The organism is Bifidobacterium thermophilum, from assembly GCF_037482445.1.
In the GTDB taxonomy this organism is placed as follows: domain Bacteria; phylum Actinomycetota; class Actinomycetes; order Actinomycetales; family Bifidobacteriaceae; genus Bifidobacterium; species Bifidobacterium thermophilum_B.
Map to the genome: position 1 here is coordinate 1 of NZ_JBBHLY010000011.1, position 19,084 is coordinate 19,084.

Genomic DNA, 19,084 nt, shown 5'->3' on the forward strand with positions numbered 1-19,084 from the left:
TGGGAGAGTAGCACGCCGCCGCATCACACGTCACACGGCCCCGACAGGCACAAACCCTGCCGGGACCGTTCTTTTTTCCCATACCCCCACACCAACACACACCACCGACCACCCACGAACCCCGCCATGGGACGCGGCACAGACCCCCGGGATCCTTCGAACGCATGCGCGGCATCACACACGCCACACAAGCGCACATGCAATCCGCCATTCCTCAACACATCACATACGACAAGAGGACGTTGCCACAAGGCGGATTTGTCTGTGGCAACGTCCTCTTGATTTCGAAATCAGAAATCAACGGCATCAGGGTCAGCACACGAACCACCGATACCCCGTAGTCCGTCAATCACCCGCATATCATCATCGGACAACTCAAAATCAAACACATCAATATTCGACTTCATACGATCCTCATGCACCGACTTCGGCAATGGCAACACATCATGCTGCAACGCCCAGCGCACACAGACCTGCGCGCTGCTTTCCCCATACTTTGCGCCGATTGATGCCAGCGTCGGATTCTCCAGTACATCTTTGTGACCGAATGGCCCCCACGCCTCGACCTGGATACCGTGATCCTGGCAATATCGAACCGCTGACGTCTGCGGCCAGCCGGGGTGTACCTCCAGTTGATCCACCATCGGCATGATTGCTGCGGTCCTTGCCAACGGTTCGATATGGTGAGGCAGGAAATTCGACAGTCCGATAGCTTTCACGCGTCCACTCTTATACAGTTCTTCGAACGCCCGCCACGTCTCGGCTTTCAGTTCCTGCGCACGGTCACCGAACTGCTTGCGATTGGCGGGCCAATGGATCAGGTACAAGTCAAGGTACTCGATTCCCAGCTCGTTCAGCGTCTTATCACAGGCTTTCAGCGTCTTATCGTATCCGCGTTCCGTGTTCCACAGCTTGCTGGTGACGAACAGCTGCTCGCGGGGCAACCCGCTGTCGCGTATTCCAGCGCCGACGGCTTCCTGATTCCCGTATACGGCAGCCGTGTCGATGTGACGATACCCGGCTTCCAGCGCTTCGCGTACTGCAACCCGGGCCTCGTCGGCAGGGGTTTCGAACGTGCCGTAGCCGATGCATGGGATCGCAGTCCCGTTGGCAAGCGTAAATGTGTCGGTGCATGATGAGAATCGCATGATGCCTCCTGGTTGTTCTGTGTGCATTGGACGCACAGCGTCGGCCGTGCGGGTGTGCCGGTTCCAGTCAAGCACTCTTGGCTGGAGAAAGCCAGACCAGCCAGTTTCCGCTTGCGGCGAATGAGAGGTCCGTCAAGCTCGGTGACAGTCAATCGTCCGCGGGTATGCCCGCGGTGCACCGCTATACTGGTAGATGAGGATTCTTCCCAAGGTCGTCCATGTGACGGCAACGCAGCGTGCATGTCAACGTTAGGTTCAGACGGTTCGTCCGCCCTGCCCATGTTGTGTCACGGCACGATCTGTTGGAACTCGCCTGGCGGCTTTGCTTGCCAGACCAAGAAAGGATAGCTGGAGACAGCCTTACTGTGCATGACTGAACAACATCATGATCATGATGCCATTGAGCAACAATCCCATAATGCAGTCCGTACCACGCAACCTGAGCTGATTCCGCGGACGCTGATTCTTTCGATTCTGGCGACCGGAATCATGGCTTTCATCGGCATTCTCACCGAAACACTGATGAACGTGCTGTTCCCGATTCTGATGGGGGAGTTCCATATCAGCACGTCCACCGTCCAGTGGCTGACCACCGGGTATCTGCTGGTGGTGTCGCTGGTGGTGCCGCTGTCGTCGTATCTCAAGCGCAAGCTGCCGGTGAAGCGGATTTTCCTGATTGCCATCGTGCTGTGCATCGTCGGCTGTATTGTCGGCGCATGCACGCTGAATTTCCCGATGCTCATGCTTGCGCGCATCCTGCAGGGTGGCGGTACGGGTATCGCCCTGCCGTTGATGTTCAATATCATTCTTGACCAAGCGCCAAAGTCGCGTATCGGCCAGTTGATGGGCGTCGGCAGTCTGGTCGTGGCGACGGCTCCAGCCCTCGGCCCGACAGTCGGCGGCCTGGTCGGCACCTATATGCCGTGGCGGTGGATTTTCGTGATTCTGCTGCCGTTCCTGCTGATCGCGCTGGGCCTGGGTCTTGCCAATATCCAGCAAGGGTCGCCCACGGTAGAAGCGCATCTCAATCCGCTTCACGTCTTGCTTATGGCGGTGGGATTCGTCGCGTTTGTCTTCGCTATTGACGAGGGCGGTTCCGCAATCACCGCGTTCAGCCAAGGCACCCCGGGAGCTGGGAAAACCGCCGCTGTGGCAGTGCTGCTGCTGGTAGTCAGCGTAGTGGCGCTGGTGACGTTCGCCCAGCTGTCTCGCCGTTCGTTCTCCCCGCTGGTCAGGCTCGGCGTGCTACGTAGCGTGCCGTTCCGCTGGCATCTGCTCGCGTACGTGCTGTTGCAGATCTCCATGATCGGCTTCAGTTTCGTCATCCCGAATTCGGCGCAGCTCGGCTATGGCATTTCGGCCTTGGCGTCTGGCGTGCTCGTGCTGCCGGGCGCCTTGTTCGGCGCCATGCTCGCCCCGGTTTCCGGTTCGCTGCTCGACCGTCAGGGGCCGGTCAAGCCGATCACCGGCGCGCTTGTCGTCACCCTGGTTGGCGTGCTGCTGTTCTCCGTGTTCGTGAATGGTTCGTCGACCGCTCTTGAACTGGGCATCTTCTACTTCGTGTTCATGGTCGGCTTCTCCATGGCGTTCGCCAACACCATGACCAGCGGGCTTAACCAGGTGGACGCCCAGCTGAAGGCGGATGGCAACGCCCTGTTCAGCACCTTCCAGCAGCTTGCCGGCGCGGTGAGTACGACCATCCTGTCCGTGTTCCTCGCCTCCGCGCAGGCCGGCCATGGTGAGCCGGGAACCGCCGCGTACCGTGCGGCGACCGTTTCCGGGGCCCACAACGGCTACGTGTTCCTCACGGTGGTAGTGCTGTGCGCCTGCCTGTGCATGGCGCACGCGTTCCGGTATATGAAGCGTGAGGGAGCGCTCGGCTGACGTGTCTGGCTTGGTGCCGGGCCTCTCCCTGTACTTCATCAGCACGATGACCTACACTCGGCAGTACTATGCATTACTTCACTCCCAAACGGTGTACTGAATCGAACAAGATCATGTACCACGACAAAGCGCAGGCGTTGCGGGCAGCCGACCAGAGCTGGCGTGAACGCGGTGCGGAACTGTGGGTGTACCGGTGTGAGTATTGCGGGACCTGGCATTTGACGCATCATGACCCGTCGTTGCGGGATATGACGCCGCACATGTCGGCACAGCCGAAACCCCGTTCGCGCAAGCGCGGGTACAAGCCTCGCCGACGGTGACACGGATTGTCGCCGAGAGCGTTCAGAGCACGGCGAAGGCCGTAGATACCGGGAAACCGGCGTCTACGGCCTTCGTCAGTGGCGGGTAAGGATGCCCAGACGGGGATGTTCAGCGTCCCAGGTCGAATCCCTGTGCCTCGGCGTCGCATAGACCGCGGTCAAGTGCGGTCTCGTCTTCGGCGATACTCGCGATCTGGTCGCTGAACGCGTCCACGGGCCGTGCGGCGTTGCGCAGATCGTAGTAGCGGTGGACTTCATCATCGAACGTTGCGAGCTCACGGACCGGGGTGTCGTCCGTGGGATACGTGTTATCGAAGAATTGCATGGAACGTGGCATACGCGGCTTGGAGGCAGGTTCCTGGTCCGGCTTGCCGATTGCCAGCCCGAGCACGGGGAAGGTGTATTTCGGTAGGTGCAGGGCGGCGATGAGTTCGGGGATGTCGTTGAGGAGCGAACCGAGGATCACGCAGCCGAGACCCAGCGATTCGGCCGCCGTCTCCATTGCGTGCAAGGCGAGCACGGCATCGTTCTGCGCCTGCGAGAAGCGGTAGCCGTACCGCAGCGTGTACCGCTGCTCGGACACGTCGACGCCTTTCGTTTCGGCGATTATGGCGTTGCGATGCTCGTCGAGCACGAACACGTACAGCAAGGGGGCGGTGGCGATGTAGTCCTGGCGCCCGATGGCGGCGAGTTTCTCCTTGAGGCTCGGCTCGGTGATGCGGATGGCCGACCAGTCGTTGAGGAACTGGCTGGAGGCTGCGTGCTGTGCGGCGGATTCCAGCGCGTCCACGGTCTGGCTGTCGATGGCGTCCGGCTTGAATCTACGGATGGAACGACGGTCCAGCAGGGTGTCGACCGCTGGTGCGGAGGTGATGGTTGTACTCATACCTTCATTGTCGCAATCCAATGTTGCGGATGCCTATGGGCGTTCGCTATCTGTGAAGAATGTCGTGGGGCTTTGCCGCCGGATCAGCGGGTTCAGCGATGATGCCGGCGGACAATCGCCTGCGCGGCCATACCGGACAGCTGGTTGGTGACCGCTGCGACCGCCGCCGAAATCGCCGTGCGTGACAGGCTGGCCATCAGGCTGGTTGTCGATTTCGTGTTTCCACCGGCGATGCTGCGACGCTCGACTCCGGACCACACGGACTGCATGATGTGCCCGATGGCGACTCCGGCGATTGTGGGCAACGCGAACAGAAGGATCTTGTCGCCGAGTGTCTCCGGATCACGTTCGCGGCGGGCTTTCAGCGCGGCGACTGCCGTGTCCGCCGCCTGAAGCCGCGCGATGATGGCATCGGCGGTGGAGCCCGTGTCCGGGGGAAGGTTGGTGCGAGTACTCATATGCCCATCATAGGCCAGGAAACCCATGGCATGAGGTGCCGGGCCGGCGGATTCGTGTCGTTCTTCGGCGCGTTCTCGCCGTAGCGCGTTGCCGGCGGTACAATGCCACTATGACAGCTATCAATTGTGCAGGCAATGAGGCCCCCCAATCACCGGGTCGACTGGTGCTGCTGCGGCACGGGCAGACCGTGTGGAGCGTGTCGGGGCAGCATACCGGCCGTACCGATATCCCACTGACACAGGACGGCCAGGATCAGGCGAGACAAGCCGGGGAGCGCCTGCGCGGGGCGTTTCCTCAAGGATTCGCCGCGGGGCGCGTGTTCGTCAGCCCGCTGCGGAGGGCCAGGCAGACCGCCGCGCTCGCGGGCTACCCGGAGGCAACGGTGCTTGACGGCCTTGCCGAATGGGATTATGGCAGGGCGGAAGGGCATACGCGCCGCCAGATCAGTGAGGCGAGCGGCTTCGCATGGGATGTGTGGCGTGATGGACCCCGCCAGGTGAGTATGGAACTGGCGGGTGATTGGACGGCCACACTGCCCGGTGGGGAGCAGGTGCCGGTCCATAACGGCGAAGGTGAGACGCTCGAGGCGGCGTCGGCGCGTACGCGTGCCGTGATCGCCGAGGTGTCGCCGTTGCTGGGGCAGGGGCATGATGTGCTGCTGGTCGCGCATGCGCATATCCTGAGGATCCTGACGACGCAGTGGCTGGGTGTCGACCCGCATCAGGGCCGGTTGCTGCGGTTGGATACCGCGCATTACTGTGTGCTCGGCACATATCATGAGGACCATGTGATCGTGCACTGGAACTGCTAGCCCCGTGCTGTATGCGTGGCGCGTCGGCGGCGGCCATCGTGCCGGAACGCCGTATTTGCAAACGCTTTCATGGCGCACATAATTCCAAACCCATTGAAAAACAGCCATTTTTGGTCTGAAACAAGGTCGAGCTGCGCGACACGCCGGCGAGTCTCCACGCCATCGTTTGCAAAAATGCAATCGGCGATGCATAATAGGTGGTGTCGAAAACATGACGGCACGATGCAAGTGCTGGCTTCCGACCAACAATCGGAAACGACAGTGGAAGAGAAAGGTTCGATGATGAATCGTACAGTCAAGTCAGCGATCGCCATTGCAGCGGTGGCAGCTATGTCGGTGGGCGCTTTCGCAGGTTGCGGCAGCTCCAGCAGCAGCGACAACGGCAAGGGCAAGGTCTATTACCTGAACTTCAAGCCGGAAGCGGCGGACCAGTGGAAGGCCCTCGCCAAGGAATACACCAAGGAGACCGGCGTCGAAGTCACCGTGTCCACTGCGGCGTCCGGCACCTATGAGCAGCAGCTCAAGAGCGAAATGGCGAAGAGCAACGCCCCGACCCTGTTCCAGGTCAACGGCCCTGTCGGCTATGCCAACTGGAAGGATTACACCGCCGACATGTCCAACACTGAGCCGTACAAGCAGCTCATCAACCAGAAGGTCGCGCTCAAGGACGGCAACAAGGTCGTCGGCGTGCCGTACGCAATGGAAACCTACGGCATCATCTACAACAAGAGCATCCTGAACAAGTACTTCGCGCTTGACGGCGCCAAGGCCAAGTCCATCGACGACATCAACTCCTTCGACACCCTGAAGGCCGTCGCCGACGACATGCAGGCCCGCAAGAGCGAGCTCGGCATCAAGGGCGCCTTCACCTCCGCAGGCTTCGATTCCAGCTCTGACTGGCGCTTCAAGACCCACCTGGCCAACCTTCCGCTCTACTACGAGTTCGAGAAGGACAAGGTGACCACCGAGCCGGCCACCATCAAGGGCACCTATCTGCCGGAGTACAAGAACGTGTTCGACATGTATCTCAAGGACTCCACCACCGATCCGACGCAGCTGAGCTCCAAGACCTCTGATGATGCCGATTCCGAGTTCGCGCTTGGCGAGGCGGCGTTCTACCAGAACGGTACTTGGGAGTGGGCTAACCTGCAGAAGGCCGGCATGAAGGCCGACGATGTCAGCATGCTGCCGATCTACTTCGGTGTCGACGACAAGAACGAGGGTCTGGTCACCGGTTCCGAAAACTACTGGTGCATCAACTCCAAGGCTTCCGATGCCGACCAGAAGGCCACCGCGGCCTTCCTCAAGTGGGTCATCACCTCGAAGACCGGCATCTCCGCCATCAGCGACAAGATGGGCCTGACCACTCCGTTCAAGTCCTTCGACAGCGTGAAGATCACCAACCCGCTGACCCAGGCCGCTGTTGACGACCAGAAGTCCGGCAAGACCCAGGTCGCTTGGGACTTCGCCTTCATGCCTTCCGAGCAGTGGAAGAACGACTTCGGCAACGCACTCCTCGAGTACGCCCAGGGCACCGGCAAGTGGGATGCTGTCAAGACCGCCTTCGTCGATGGCTGGGCCAAGGAATACTCGGCCGCCCATGAAGGCTGAGCCGCCTATGGAATCTCGCTGATATGAGGGCCGGTTGGTTTCCGGCCGGCCCTCCATGTTTTTCTCCTTTCTTCTTTGTTTGATGGTTGGAATGACCCCCACTGTGGATTCACGGTGGGGGTCATTCTGTTGGTGTACGTAGTCAGCCGCGATAGCCGGGGCATTCCCGGACTGGGGTGATCGGCCGGCATGCGTGGCCGGCGGCGTGGCGTGCGGGAAACGGAATGGCTGGTCCTGGGGTTCCGCGCCCGGTATGCCGTGGCAATGCGCAGCTGGCGAACGCGTGCCGGGAAGTCGGCCGTGCCGGGAGTTTGCGGCGGATGAGCCTGCATGACGATGTTCTCCCGGGAGAACATCGTTGGATTCGTCCAATCGCCGTAATCTCCCGCGCCGACCATGGGGAGAATCCATGCGGATACGGGCTGGTATGGCGGACAGCCAGCGGAACGTCCCCGTCCGGGCTCAGCGGTCTTCCACGCGTGAGGTCGAGGAGCGGACGACCAGGTGGGCGGGGAAGACCTCGTTGCGCTTCGGCGGCGTGTGCCCTTCGATCAGGTCCAGGGTCTTGCGTGCAGCCGAGCGTGCCATGTCGATAGGCAGCTGGCGGATGGTGGTGAGCCCGACGTCATGCGCGTAGGTGCTGTCGTCGTAGCCGATGACCGAGATGTCCGAAGGTACGGAGAACCCGTTGCGTTCCAGCTGGAAGATCAGCGGTATGGCGAGGCCGTCTTCCTGGCAGGCGATCGCCGTGGGCATCTCTGGCAGGCTGAGAATCTGGGTGATGAGGTTGTCGATGCGGTACGTTCCCTCCTCGGCGGTGACGACGGTCGGTTCGATGCCTTGGCCGCGGCAGTAGCCCAGGAATGATTCGATGCGCTCCTGCACGCTGAAATGCAGCGATTGCGCCGGGTTGGTCCGTACATACAGGATGTGCCTGTGGCCGAGCTGGATGAGGTGCCGGGCGGCGAGGATGGATCCCTGGTGGTCGTCGATGTTGACGGTCGCCGAGAAGCTGCTCTGCAGGACCGAATTCACGCCGATGATCGGCACGTCGATGCTGCTCAGGCGCTTGATTTCCTCCTCGTCGATGTCGAACGAGGCGATGACCACGGCGTCGGCGTTGCGGCGTACCGGCAAGGTGTCGAAGAATTCCCTGCGTTGCTGGCGGCTGTCGATCTGGATGATGGACAGGTCATAGCCGGCGGCGGAGAATTCCGCGTTCAGCCCCTCGATGACCGAGGCTGCGAACCAGTTGCTGATATGGTTGCTCACCAGCAGTGCGATGCGCAGGGACTGGCCGGTTTTCAGCGCTGCGGCGGAGCGGGAGATGGAGAAGTTCAGCTCGTCTGCCACGGCGAGCACCTTTGCCCGCGTTTTGGGTGATACGAGATCTGGTCGTGTGAATGAGCGCGAAACCGTGGAAATGGAGACTTTCGCGCGGTTGGCGACATCTTGGATTGTGGCGGTCGTGGTAGGCTCCTTCGTAGTAGCGGGATGCCGGCGCTGCGGCGGTGTCGCCATGCGCCTCGATTGCATGCGGTTGCAATGCTTTCCCTAAAAAATCGTATGTCCCAGTATAACAGCAATGCAATGAGCATGCTGTAAATTTCCCATAAATCAATATATTAATCGGTTAAGTAAAAACCGCCACGCCGAAATGAAAACGTTTGTATTTTTTGGTGAACCCGCGTACCATATGAGCTGTTGGCTCAACCAGCGGGTCGAGGTAGCTTGCCGTTGAGCCGGATAGATTAGTTTTGCAACCGTTGTCACTACGAGGTGACGGCGAACGAGACAGAGAGGAGAGAGCAAGATGATCACCATGGTTGGCAAATCCATACGTCGCTGGTGGGCGCTGTTCGCGCTACCTACTTTCGCGGCGTTCATCATTGGCTTCCTGTTGCCGTTCATCTTGGGCGTCTACCTGAGCTTCTGCAAATTCACGACGGTCACCGATGCCCGGCCCGTGGGTCTGCACAATTACCGCGTAGCGCTCCAGGACAAGGAATTCTGGCATGCGATGGGGTACACCACGGCATTCACCATCGTGACCACGATCATCATCAACGTCGTGGCCTTCGCCATCGCGTACATGCTCACCAAAGCCTTCAAGGGCACCAACGTCTTCAGGTCCGTGTTCTTCATGCCGAACCTGATCGGCGGCATCATCCTGGGCTATGTGTGGCTGCTGCTGCTCAACGGCGTGCTCGCCCACTGGGCCAGGTCCATCACGTACTCGTCGACCTACGGCTTCTGGGGCATGGTCATGCTCCTGTGCTGGCAGCAGATCGGCTACATGATGATCATCTACGTCGCCGGCCTGCAGTCCCTGCCCACGGACGTCATCGAGGCGGCCGAAGTGGATGGCGCCAACGGACGCCAGCGCCTGTTCAACGTCATCATCCCGCTCATGATGCCGAGCATCACCGTGTGCACCTTCCTGACCGTCACCAACGGCTTCAAGATGTACGACCAGAACCTTGCGCTGACCAACGGCGCCCCGTCCAACACCTCCGAGCTCGTCGCCCTCAACATCTACCGTACCTTCTACGGCCGCATCGGCTTTGAAGGCGTCGGCCAGGCGAAGGCCGTGGTGTTCTTCATCATCGTGGCGGTTGTGGCGCTGATCCAGAACCGTCTGACTTCCAGCAAGGAGGTGCAGGCATGAACGACGAAAAGGAAATCGACGCCTCGGAGCGCGTCCGTCACCCGTGGGCTTGGACGGTGTTCTTCACCATCCTGAGCCTGGTGTGGGTCTACCCGATCGTCCTGGTGCTCATCAACTCCTTCAAGAAGAAGGTGTACATCTCCAAGAACGCGTTCTCCCTGCCCAACAAGGAATCCTTCGCAGGGTGGGAGAACTACGCCACCGGTATCGAGCGCACGAACCTCATCGGCAGCTTCGGCTGGACCGTGTTCATCACGGTCGGCGCCGTCGCGCTGATCCTGCTGTGCTGCTCCATGTGCGCATGGTGGATCGTCCGTGTGGACAACTGGGCTGCGCGTTTGCTGTACACGCTGTTCCTGTTCAACATGATCGTGCCCTTCCAGATGGTGATGTTCACCCTCTCCAAGCTGGCCGACATGCTGAGCCTCAACACCCCGTGGGGCCTGTGGATCGTCTACCTGGGCTTCGGCGCAGGCCTGGCGGTGTTCATCTTCACCGGCGTGGTCAAGGGCATCCCGCAGGAGCTTGAAGAGTCCGCGATGCTCGACGGCGCATCCGTGCCGCGCATCTTCTTCAGCATTGTGGTGCCGATTATGCGGCCGTCCATCATCTCCGTGGCCATCCTCGAGACCATGTGGATCTGGAACGACTACCTGCTGCCGTACCTGACCCTCGACCTCAACAAGTACAAGACCATGTCGATCGCCGTGCAGTACCTCAAGGGCGGCTACGGCTCCGTCGATATGGGCGCGATGATGGGCTGCCTGGTGCTGGCCATCGTGCCGATCATCATCTTCTACCTGATCTGCCAGAGGTACATCGTCAAGGGTGTGATCGCTGGCGCAGTCAAGGGCTGAAATTCTTCCTCTGAACTCCTAAAACAACGGGGGCGGACCGGTTTCGACCGGCCCGCCCCCGTTGCGTATATGGGAGGTGAAGGACGATCGGGCGGGCTGGCGGTTGGTATCTGGGCATGGTGTGATCGGGCGGTCGCACGCCGGGCGGGTTGCGGGTTGGTATGGTCGGCTGGTGGAGGTAGTCGGTCGTGGTGCGATCGGGCGATCGCACGGCGGGGAGATGGCCGGTTGGGGCTGGGCGAGCGGGGTGTATCCGTGTTGCGGTGTGACCAGGCGGTCGCACCGCGGGTGGATAGGCCGCGTATCGCGGCCCCGATGGCTGGTATCTGGACGTGGTGCGACAAATGGGGCACACGGCGGACGGATATGGGTTGGAGAGTCAGGCGATTGGGGGTGTATCCGGTCGTGGTGCGATCGGGCGATCGCACGGCGGGCGGATGGTGGGTTGGCATGGCTGCCTTTCGCCGGGCGGCCGTCCGCCCTGCGCCAACCGGCTGTGCCGGGATGACAACGATTGCTAGGATGAATGGGAACCCTGCCAACCCCCAAGGAGCCTCCATGCATTTCCTGTCCCCGGATTCCCCGTTCATGCGCGGGCTGAGCAACCTCATCGATGCCATCTGGATCAACATCCTGATGCTGGTGACCTCCATCCCCGTCATCACGATGGGCGCGGCGCTCGCTGCGGGGCATGACGCCGCCCGTCGGTCCATACTCGGCGAAGGCCATGTGACAGTGAACTACTTCAGGGCGTTCAAAAGCAATTTTCCCAAATCCACGTTGGCGTGGCTGATATTCGGGCCGATCGGGGCCGGCCTCGTGGCATCCTGGATCTTCCTGCAAATCACGCCGTTGCTTATCCCCAAGTTCGCGTTCACCATCCTGTGGGTCATCGGCTTCGAGTGGGTGTGGGCATTGCAGGCGCGCTTCGAGAACGGGTTCGGCCGTACGCTCGCCAACGCGTATATCTTCGGTATCTCGCATATCGGGACCACGCTGGGCATGGTCGCCATCGACGCGGTGTATATCGCGCTGATCGCGGCATGCTGGCGGTACATGCCACAAGGGTTGTTCCTCCTGCTGCTCATGGGGTACGGCACGTGCGTGACGCTGCACATCCCGCTGCTGGAACGCGTATTCGCCCCCTACACCAAGAGCGCGCAGAGCGGCGGCCATGATGACGCGGATTGGCTCAACGGCGGCGCGAAGGCCGCACAGGAGGCGTAACGGCGGCAGCACCGGAGCGGTACACGCCTTGTGTGGATACCATACGACGATGGCCGTCTGCCTCCCGATCGCGGAAGCAGGCGGCCATCGCCGTGGTACGGGGCCGGTACGGCCGGCTCACGCATCACTCACTTGCCGCACATCACACGTGCCAGGGACAGCACGCGCGGGTTCGTGAACACCTCGTCCGTATGGACCAGCTTGCCGTCGGCGTCATGCAACGGCACCCGCCAATTGCAGTATTCGGTGCTCGTACCCGGCTGGTTCTGGGTGTGGTGCTCGCCGGTGCCGTCGACCAACGCGGCTTGCAGCAGCAAGGACGGGGCATTGAGCAGCATGCGGTGCATCGCCTCGATGATCTGCTGCTCGTGGGCGGGTACATCCTGTGCGGCGGCGGCATCAAGCCATCCGCCGTCGACCAGCAGCTTGAGCATCGCGTCGCGTTCCGCGCTTGCGGCCTTCTGGAACTCCTCGACCGGTTCGCTCAGCAAGTGCAACTCTTCGCGCAGCTTGACATGCTCGAACTCGAGATATCCGGCGGTCGGCGGCAGATCGTGCGTGGTGACGGACGCCAGCGCATACTTGCGGTAGGTGGACGGATCGGCATACGGGTCGCCGGCGGTCGGGGAATTGTTGACGCGGGCGAACCATTCCACGACCGTGCCGAGCACGCCATGATCGGCAAGCACCTGGGACACGTATGCGGGAACCGTGCCGAGATCCTCGCCGATGACCATGCCGCCCGCACGGCTCGCCTCGATCGACAATACGGCGAGCATCGCCCGATAGTTGTAGGTGACGTATGCCCCGCCCTTGGCGCCTTCGCCCTTCGGGATCCACCACAGGCGGAACAGGCCGAGCACATGGTCGATGCGCACCGCGCCGGCGTGCGCGAACACGTTGTGCACCATCTCGCGGTAGACACGGTAGCCGGTGTGCTCCAGATAGCGCGGGTTGAACGGCGGCTGGCCCCAATCCTGGCCCTGCTGGTTGTAGAAGTCCGGCGGGCAGCCGACGGTCACGCTGCCGACGGCGAAGCGTTCCGGATTCCACCACACGTCAACGCCGTACGCGTGCACGCCGACAGCCATATCCTGCATGAGGCCGAGCGCCATACCGGCATCCTTCGCGGCGGCCTGCGCCTGGGCGACCTGTTCGTCGGCGATCCACTGCAGCCAACGCTGGAAGTCGAACAGGTCCCGGTGCTCGCGGACGAGCGCGGCCACTTCAGGCGAATCACGGTTCAGTGTCGAGAACCAGGGGTTCCTGTCCTCTTCCCAAGGTGCTCCCCACACTTCGAACGCCACGCACCATGCGGCGAAGGCGTCGAGGTCCGGGCCGGCGGCTTTGGCGAAAGCCTCGAATGCCGCCTGACGTTCCGCGGAGCGGCCATGCCGGTAGATCACCCACAGCGCCTTGCGTTTGGCGGTCCAGGACGCGTTGAGATCCAGCGGATCCGGGTTGTCGTTGGCGGCTTTGACGCTGTCATGCAGGGCGTCGACCTGTGCGCGGTCCTCGGCATCCAGCTCGGCGTACTCTTCGATCTGCTGGGGGCGGATGTACGTGACGTTGAGGAATCGGCGTGATTCCGGCAGATACGGGGACGGTTCGATCGGCGGGATCGGGGTGCCTGCGTGAATCGGGTTGATGAGCATGAAATCGGCACCGTGTTCGCCGGCGTCGTGGAGCAGCTTCTTGAGGTCGCCGTAATCGCCGACGCCCCAGGATTCCTTGGAACGTACGGAGTATATCTGGGTCATCCAGCCCCAACGGTGGTGCTGGGCGACAGGCCCGGGAACGGGGATCCGTGCCGGGGCGCACAGGATTGTGGCGTCGGCGGATCGGTCGCCATCGGCTACATGAAGGGTGTGGTAGCCGGCCGGCAGGTTGTCCGGCATGGTCAGCGTGTAGGCGTGGGGGATTGCCGAATCCGCGTCGGCGTCCACGGCGAGCAGGGCGTCGAGGTCGCCGTCATAGGATTCGCCGTTTTCCAGGGTTAGAGAGACTGCTGGGGCCGGTGTGGTCGCGTGGATCGGCACACGCGTCGGCGTGCCCGCGAATACGACGACCGTCGGCGGGACCAGTTGGTCGCACGAGGCGCGATGAATGGACTCCAAAGACGCTTCGATGGCGGCGTCGCTGGAGGCGTCGACACCGAGTGCGGCGAGCACGCTGACCAGTACGGCGTCCCTGATTTCGACATAGGTGCCGAGCTGGTCGATATATGAGGTGGAGATCCCGCTCGCCTTGGCGAGCCTGATCAATGGCCGTGCAAGACGCTCGGGGCTTTCTTGCTGCTGGATGCCTTGGCCGGATGGCGACGATGCCGTCTGATTGGACATAATGCGCTCCTTCGCTCCTCTCGAGTATGCGATGACAGGTTCTGTGCTGACGACATTGACCATCATTGGGGCAGCCGCCAAGTCTGAACACAGCTATTCTACCGCGCATTGAAATCGTTTGCAATGCGTACGGAGCGTTGAATTTCTTAATGAAAGACAGGATGTTTGCTGTGATTTTCGCATATCCGAAGGCGAAAACCTACTATCGTTTGCATTCCCGAAGGCAAACGGCCCCGTCCCGGCGTGCCGCTCATGTACGACACACGCGGGTACGGGCCCGAAACAACCGTCCTGAAGCGGGCGACACTACCGCGGCATCGCCATCACATCCCGCATACCACGAAGGTACGCGCGGGCACGGAAAGCTCGACGCCGTTGATGACATGCGCGCCGGCATCCGCGCAAGGAGCCGCCACATCCGTTGAATCGGCGATGATGGCCCAATGCCGGCCCGCTGCGGATACGCCCTCGGACAGACGGATCGTCACGCCATCCGCAGTGGGGTTCGCGCACACCACGAGATGCTCGCCGACACGTGCGGCAATCACACCCTCAGGGGAATCCAAGGCGACACGCTGCCCGTCGTAGAAATCCGGATGGGTTTTCCTCACGCCGATCAGCGTACGGTACCATTCAATCAACGACGACAGCCGGGATGCCCTGCCCCAATCCAGCCAGTTCAGCTCCGCACTGCGATCGAAGGAATTGTCACAGCCGTACTTGGTGCGCGTGAACTCCTCGCCGGAGAGCATGAACGGCAGTCCGGCGGACGTGAGCACGAGCCCGGCGGCGATCGCGTTGGCCGCGAGGATATCCTGCACGTCACCGGTCGCATCGTAATCCGCGTGGGCCGGGTCGTCACGCATCGTCAGGCACAGCTTGTCCCACAGCGTCAAGTCATCATGCGCTGACACGTACTGCACAATCTGGCCGACCTGCTTGCCTTGGGCCTTGGTGCCGCGCCAGCCGTTGAGCGCATGGCGCACCTGGGCGGCGAACGCGTCGGGCGAGCCGTTCACATACCCCGGTTCGCGCCCGAGCATGACATCGCCCTTGATGGAGTCGCGGCTCTCATCGCAGAACCAGCCGATACGCGCGTCCAGCAGCTTACGGCCCTGCTTGTCCGCGAGCGTGAACGACGGCTCGGCAGTCGTCTTGTCCGCTGACCACGGTTCGCCATACATGAGAATCGACTTGCCGCCAGGCAGCCGGTCAAGCTCGGCACGCGCATGGTTGAGCGTCTGCGTATCCAACAACCCCATCAGGTCGAAACGGAAGCCGTCCACGTGGTATTCGCTCGCCCAATACACCAGCGAATCGACGATGAACCGGCTGAACATCGGCCGCTCGCTGGCCATATCGTTGCCACAGCCCGAGCCGTTCGCGAAATCCCCCTTGCCATTGCGCCTGCAGAAATACCCCGGCACCATGCGCTCGAATTCGTTGTCGTTCTCATACATGTGGTTGTAGACGACATCCATGATCACCCGGATGCCCGCCCGGTGCAGCGCGGCGATCATCGCCTTGCACTCGCGGATACGTACGGCGCCGTCATACGGGTCCGTGCTGTACGACCCCTCCGGCACATCATACGCGACCGGGTCATACCCCCAGTTGTACGGGGTGCCGGTCGCCTCGTCGACCGACCCGTAGTCGTAGAACGGCATGATCTGCACGTGGGTGACGCCCAGATGCCGCAGATAGGCGATACCGGTGGGGAAACCGCCGGGCTGGTCGTCAAGCGTCGTATGGGCGTCCGTGAATGCGAGGAATTTGCCCCGATGCTCCTGCGGGAAACCACCGTGCGGGTCGTTGCTGAAATCGCCGACATGGGTTTCCCAGATCACCGTCTGTGAAGCCGGGATATCCGGCGCATGGTCCTGGTCCCAGCCTTGCGGATTCGTCTGGGCAAGATCGACGACCATGCTGCGCTCGCCGTTGACGCCGCTCGCCTTCGCCCACGGGTCGGCCGTGCGGATGGTCACCGTGCCGTCGGCGGTGCTGATGATCGCGTCATTCGGCGGCGTGGGCACCTTGCTGATCGGAAAGGCCAGAAGGTAGTCGTAATAGACGCCGGCAAGCCGGTCCGGGCTGGTGTACCGCCACGCGCCATCTTCGACGCGGGCCAGCTCGACGATGTCTCGCGGGGATTCCCGTTCGTTGCTGCTGCCGAACAGGCGAAGTTTGACCGATGCCGCGGAAGGTGCCCAGACGGTGAATGCGGTGCCGTGCTCGAGCAGCCGGGCGCCTAACGGGCCGGAATACGTCGGCCAGGTTGTGATGGGGGACATGGTGCTCCTTTGTATGGCCGCGGCTGAAACCGCATCGCATCGCGGCCAAGGTCGTGTGTGTGAATGGGCAATGATGATATATGGGGATGAATCAGGCCTGATACACGACAAGGGCGGATCCGAAAGCATGGCATGCCTCGGACCCGCCCTTGCCATTGGGATCGGATTCAGCCCTTGACTGCGCCCGACATGGACTCCTGGTAGAAGCGCTGCATGACGATGAACAGGATCGCAATCGGGATGGAGACGCACACTGCGCCGGCGGCGAAGCGGGCGTACCACTGATTGATGTATTCCTTCTGCAGCATCTGCCACAGACCCAGGGCGACGGTGAAGTTGTCCTGGGTGCGGGCGATTGCCTTCGCCATGACGAAGTCGAGCCACGGGGTCAGGAAGCCGATAATCGCCTGGTACACGATCATGGGCTTGCAGATCGGGATGATGATCTTGGTGAACACCTGCCACTTGGTGCAGCCGTCCAGGTAGGCGGCCTCGTCAAGCGACATCGGGATGGTGTCCATGTAGCCCTTCATGACGTAGAAGCCTGCGCCCGAACCCGCCGAGTAGACGAGGATCAGGGCGATGATCACGAATCCGCCTTCCGTCAGGCCGAAGGCCTTGAGGATGAAGTAGACCGCGATGACGGCCATGATGGACGGGAACATGCCCAGGATGAGGGCGATGTTCATGAAGGTCTTACGTCCGCGGAAGCGCAGACGGGACATGCAGAAGGACACGGACAGCACGAAGAACAGCGAGATGATGCACACGAAGATGGCGATGACCAGCGTGTTGAGGAACATACGCGGGAAGTTCATCACGTCGGTCTCCGTGAACAGCTGTACGTAGTTGTGGAACGTGTACTTCGTCGGGAAGAATGTGCTCTGGTACGGCTGTGTGTTCTTGTTGAAGCTTTCGAGGAACACCCACACGATCGGCATGAGCCAGATGATGGCCATGATGGTCAGGAAGATGTAGGCGACGACATCGCCGGCGATACGGCGCTTGTACGAATTGCCCTTGCTCTTGGTGTCCTTGGCGACTGTGGTGTCAGCAGTTGGATTACTCACCGGAAGCCCTCCTCATTCTTGTACGAACCGGAGCTGCGGTAGGTCAGCAGCGAGACCACGGCAAGGACGATGAACGTCATGATGCCGATGACCGCACCCAGGTTGTAGTTGTTCTTGTCGACCGTCAGCTTGTACAGCCAGGTGATGAGCAGATCGGTCTTGCCTGCGGACGCGCCGACAGGCGTCGGTTCGCCGCCTGTGAGCAGGTAGATCACGTTGAAGTTGTTCACGTTGCCCGTGAAGGTGGTGATCAGGTACGGCGTGAGCACGAAGAAGATGTACGGCATGGTCACGTTGCAGAACCGCTGCCACCAGTTTGCGCCGTCGATTTCAGCCGCTTCGTACAGTTCGGTCGGCACGTTCTGGAGAATACCGGTGATCTGCATGATGGTGTACGGAATACCGATCCACAGGTTGATCACGATAACCGTGACGCGGGCCCACGTGGCGTTCGACAGCCACGGCAGCGGGCCGCTGATCCAACCCCAGCTTTCCAGCAAGCGGTTGATCGCGCCGTCACGCTGGAGCATGGTATGCATGACCAACAGTGACACGAACTGCGGCACTGCGATGGACATCGAGAAGCATGCGCGCCAGAAGGCCTTGCCCTTGATGGTCTTGCGCTCGATGATCATGGCCATGAACATGCCGAGGAAGAAGTTCAGGAAGGTGGCGAAGAACGCCCAGATGAGCGTCCATGCAAGCACCGAGAAGAACAGCTTGGCGTTCACGTCGCCGCCGCTGTTGCCGAACACGGTGCCGAAGTTCTTCAGACCTACCCAGGAGAACAGGACCGTATGGTTCTGGTCGTAGCTGGTGAATGCCATGGAGATCATGAACACCAGCGGCAGGATGGTGAAGACCACGATGCCGAGGGTCGGCAGGAACATGAGGCCGACGTGCGCGTTCTGGTCGAACAGGGAACGCAGGTCCTGACCGATGGTGTTCGGACGTTCGCCGTTCTTGATGGCGACCTGCGCCTTGTATGCGCTGCGCAGGGACAGGGTTGCCAGCAGAATGAGCAGGATGACGACGAACACGCTCATGACGCCGTACAGCAGGATGATAACCGAGTTGTCGCCGGCCTGGTAGACCCAGAAGCCGTTGACCTTGACCTTGGTCTGCTTGGCGGTGCCCAGCGTGGTGAGCTTGCTCAGATAGGTGCCGCCTTTGTCGACCAGGTACAGGATGATGAGCACTTCACTGGCAAGGAACGCCAGACCCTTGACGATCTGCTTGCGGGCAAGGTCGCCGAGACCGAAGACGAACAGGGAGAGGCGCGTCAGGACATCCCCGTTCTTCCAAGCTACAGAGAATCTATATGGCGACGGTTGAACGCCATCGGCGTTGCTGCGCTTACGCTTGCGCGCCCGATGTCCCGTCGTGGTTGTCGCAGTTGTCATGCGGACGACCTTTCGATTGTTTGATGATGGTTACGTGCAGGACGCCCCGCCCCGCGAATCCGGGGGCGGGGCGTCCTGAGACACTGTCTACTTGCTTACGCTATGCG

At 61.3% G+C, this 19,084-nt stretch carries 15 protein-coding genes; 7 read left to right on the top strand and 8 right to left on the bottom strand.

Annotation, left to right across the window (positions count from 1 at the left end):
• Positions 1-290: 290 nt before the first annotated feature.
• Positions 291-1,223 carry an aldo/keto reductase gene (locus WD012_RS06600; RefSeq protein ID WP_339562974.1) on the bottom strand — a complete coding sequence of 311 codons (933 nt, stop codon included), beginning with the start codon at positions 1,221-1,223 and terminating at the stop codon, positions 291-293.
• 414 nt (positions 1,224-1,637) lie between these two features.
• Here WD012_RS06600 and WD012_RS06605 point away from each other — a divergent pair, with 414 nt between their 5' ends.
• Both WD012_RS06605 and WD012_RS06610 read left to right on the top strand, forming a co-directional pair.
• Entirely contained in the window at positions 1,638-3,032 is a 1,395-nt protein-coding gene (locus tag WD012_RS06605; protein WP_339562975.1) for an MFS transporter, read from the top strand.
• Positions 3,033-3,100: 68 nt separating this feature from the next.
• Positions 3,101-3,352, top strand: coding sequence for a hypothetical protein (locus tag WD012_RS06610; RefSeq protein ID WP_339562976.1), 252 nt, complete (start codon positions 3,101-3,103; stop codon positions 3,350-3,352).
• 109 nt (positions 3,353-3,461) lie between these two features.
• Here the strand turns inward: WD012_RS06610 and WD012_RS06615 are convergent, their stop codons facing one another.
• Together WD012_RS06615 and WD012_RS06620 are read right to left on the bottom strand one after the other, a co-directional pair.
• Positions 3,462-4,238 carry a nitroreductase family protein gene (locus WD012_RS06615; RefSeq protein WP_339562977.1) on the bottom strand — a complete coding sequence of 259 codons (777 nt, stop codon included), beginning with the start codon at positions 4,236-4,238 and terminating at the stop codon, positions 3,462-3,464.
• A gap of 92 nt (positions 4,239-4,330) precedes the next feature.
• On the bottom strand, positions 4,331-4,696 hold the full coding sequence (locus WD012_RS06620) for a hypothetical protein (protein ID WP_339562978.1): 366 nt from the start codon (positions 4,694-4,696) through the stop codon (positions 4,331-4,333).
• A 110-nt stretch (positions 4,697-4,806) separates the two neighbouring features.
• Here WD012_RS06620 and WD012_RS06625 point away from each other — a divergent pair, with 110 nt between their 5' ends.
• Both WD012_RS06625 and WD012_RS06630 read left to right on the top strand, forming a co-directional pair.
• The gene (locus WD012_RS06625) at positions 4,807-5,508 is read left to right on the top strand and encodes a histidine phosphatase family protein (protein ID WP_339562979.1); all 702 of its coding nucleotides are present in this window, start codon (positions 4,807-4,809) and stop codon (positions 5,506-5,508) included.
• 261 nt (positions 5,509-5,769) lie between these two features.
• Positions 5,770-7,119 (top strand): ABC transporter substrate-binding protein, encoded by a 1,350-nt coding sequence (locus WD012_RS06630; protein ID WP_339562980.1) that lies wholly within the window; start codon positions 5,770-5,772, stop codon positions 7,117-7,119.
• Between the two features lie 462 nt (positions 7,120-7,581).
• On the opposite strand, the gene WD012_RS06635 is transcribed toward WD012_RS06630, so the two are convergent.
• Complete coding sequence (locus tag WD012_RS06635; protein WP_339562981.1) at positions 7,582-8,640, bottom strand: LacI family DNA-binding transcriptional regulator; 1,059 nt, start codon at positions 8,638-8,640, stop codon at positions 7,582-7,584.
• A gap of 292 nt (positions 8,641-8,932) precedes the next feature.
• Here WD012_RS06635 and WD012_RS06640 point away from each other — a divergent pair, with 292 nt between their 5' ends.
• The 3 genes from WD012_RS06640 to WD012_RS06650 all read left to right on the top strand — a co-directional run bounded on the left by WD012_RS06640 (position 8,933) and on the right by WD012_RS06650 (position 11,871).
• On the top strand, positions 8,933-9,787 hold the full coding sequence (locus WD012_RS06640) for a carbohydrate ABC transporter permease (RefSeq protein WP_339562982.1): 855 nt from the start codon (positions 8,933-8,935) through the stop codon (positions 9,785-9,787).
• Complete coding sequence (locus tag WD012_RS06645) at positions 9,784-10,644, top strand: carbohydrate ABC transporter permease (protein WP_422614378.1); 861 nt, start codon at positions 9,784-9,786, stop codon at positions 10,642-10,644. The genes WD012_RS06640 and WD012_RS06645 overlap by 4 nt, the downstream gene beginning before the upstream one ends.
• A 558-nt stretch (positions 10,645-11,202) precedes the next feature.
• Entirely contained in the window at positions 11,203-11,871 is a 669-nt protein-coding gene (locus WD012_RS06650; protein WP_339562983.1) for a DUF624 domain-containing protein, read from the top strand.
• A 128-nt stretch (positions 11,872-11,999) separates the two neighbouring features.
• Here WD012_RS06650 and malQ read toward each other — a convergent pair whose 3' ends face one another.
• The 4 genes from malQ to WD012_RS06670 form a co-directional block, all read right to left on the bottom strand.
• On the bottom strand, positions 12,000-14,213 hold the full coding sequence (malQ, locus tag WD012_RS06655) for a 4-alpha-glucanotransferase (protein WP_339562984.1): 2,214 nt from the start codon (positions 14,211-14,213) through the stop codon (positions 12,000-12,002).
• Positions 14,214-14,536: 323 nt separating this feature from the next.
• Positions 14,537-16,504, bottom strand: a complete 1,968-nt coding sequence (gene pulA, locus WD012_RS06660; protein ID WP_339562985.1) for a type I pullulanase — start codon at positions 16,502-16,504, stop codon at positions 14,537-14,539.
• Between the two features lie 167 nt (positions 16,505-16,671).
• Positions 16,672-17,574, bottom strand: coding sequence for a sugar ABC transporter permease (locus WD012_RS06665; RefSeq protein WP_339562986.1), 903 nt, complete (start codon positions 17,572-17,574; stop codon positions 16,672-16,674).
• Positions 17,571-18,977, bottom strand: a complete 1,407-nt coding sequence (locus WD012_RS06670) for a carbohydrate ABC transporter permease (protein ID WP_339562987.1) — start codon at positions 18,975-18,977, stop codon at positions 17,571-17,573. The genes WD012_RS06665 and WD012_RS06670 overlap by 4 nt, the downstream gene beginning before the upstream one ends.
• Between the last annotated feature and the right edge of the window lie 107 nt (positions 18,978-19,084).

Bases quoted from the DNA above. Each gene is read 5' to 3' on its own strand.
- WD012_RS06615 (WP_339562977.1), bottom strand. From the start codon at position 4,238: ATGAGTACAACCATCACCTCCGCACCAGCGGTCGACACCCTGCTGGAC.
- WD012_RS06610 (WP_339562976.1), top strand. From the start codon at position 3,101: ATGCATTACTTCACTCCCAAACGGTGTACTGAATCGAACAAGATCATG.
- WD012_RS06670 (WP_339562987.1), bottom strand. From the start codon at position 18,977: ATGACAACTGCGACAACCACGACGGGACATCGGGCGCGCAAGCGTAAG.
- WD012_RS06650 (WP_339562983.1), top strand. From the start codon at position 11,203: ATGCATTTCCTGTCCCCGGATTCCCCGTTCATGCGCGGGCTGAGCAAC.
- pulA (WP_339562985.1), bottom strand. From the start codon at position 16,504: ATGTCCCCCATCACAACCTGGCCGACGTATTCCGGCCCGTTAGGCGCC.
- WD012_RS06645 (WP_422614378.1), top strand. From the start codon at position 9,784: ATGAACGACGAAAAGGAAATCGACGCCTCGGAGCGCGTCCGTCACCCG.
- WD012_RS06625 (WP_339562979.1), top strand. From the start codon at position 4,807: ATGACAGCTATCAATTGTGCAGGCAATGAGGCCCCCCAATCACCGGGT.
- WD012_RS06620 (WP_339562978.1), bottom strand. From the start codon at position 4,696: ATGAGTACTCGCACCAACCTTCCCCCGGACACGGGCTCCACCGCCGAT.
- WD012_RS06605 (WP_339562975.1), top strand. From the start codon at position 1,638: ATGGCTTTCATCGGCATTCTCACCGAAACACTGATGAACGTGCTGTTC.
- WD012_RS06635 (WP_339562981.1), bottom strand. From the start codon at position 8,640: ATGGCGACACCGCCGCAGCGCCGGCATCCCGCTACTACGAAGGAGCCT.
- malQ (WP_339562984.1), bottom strand. From the start codon at position 14,213: ATGTCCAATCAGACGGCATCGTCGCCATCCGGCCAAGGCATCCAGCAG.
- WD012_RS06640 (WP_339562982.1), top strand. From the start codon at position 8,933: ATGATCACCATGGTTGGCAAATCCATACGTCGCTGGTGGGCGCTGTTC.